The sequence below is a fragment of the Vibrio sp. 10N.222.48.A3 genome, assembly GCF_041475345.1.
In the GTDB taxonomy this organism is placed as follows: Bacteria; Pseudomonadota; Gammaproteobacteria; order Enterobacterales; family Vibrionaceae; genus Vibrio; species Vibrio tasmaniensis_A.
On sequence record NZ_JBFRVX010000036.1, the window covers coordinates 13,777 to 14,413 of the forward strand.

Annotated in this window: 1 protein-coding gene and 1 pseudogene; both read right to left on the reverse strand. The window is 41.9% G+C overall.

Annotated features, from left to right (window positions below; genetic code table 11):
- Positions 1-457 (reverse strand): DUF484 family protein (locus tag AB4653_RS01515; RefSeq protein WP_372103151.1); only part of this gene is annotated, 457 nt, incomplete at its 3' end.
- A 43-nt stretch (positions 458-500) separates the two neighbouring features.
- Positions 501-637, reverse strand: a pseudogene (dapF, locus tag AB4653_RS01520) (diaminopimelate epimerase); the annotation flags it as partial.

Consider the following 637-nt stretch of genomic DNA (forward strand, 5'->3'; position numbering starts at 1 on the left):
CCTTTCTCAATCGCCCTAGATAAGCATCTTTGCCATTGAAATGGTTAAGTGAAAATTTCGAGTAACGCTCTTCATTCAGCTGATAAAAACCTAATTGTGAGAGAACTCGTACATGAGCCTTAAGCCCTAGTTCCAACGCTTTTTGTTCAACAGCCTTGATAACCTGAATGAAGTCACTGCATTTCAACACTTGAGTTTGCAGATCCATGAATTCATAGAAAGTTTTATCGTTATTCGCCGCTAGTGACATCAGGCCAGTGATCTCTTCTTCCAGCTCTTCGATTCTATGACGCTGACGTTTAAGCTGAATCTCAACCAGAGAAACAGCGCCCTGCTCAACATTATTAATAGCAAGGCGATCAACCAAATCTTTCCTGTTTTGAAAGAAATCTGGGTTATCACGTAAATATTCCGCAACCACCTCTGCAGTCAGAGTGTCGCCTTCAACGTAAGACAAAACCTATCCTTTATTTTTTATAAATCTATTTGTTATATCGTTATTAGCAAGAAAGCTGACCATCAAACACATGCGTTGCTGGGCCAGTCATCAACAGAGGTTTCCCAGGGCCTTGCCAGCTAATGTGTAAGTCACCACCAGGTAGACGAACCTTCACATTCTCAGCCAGTAAGCCTTGTG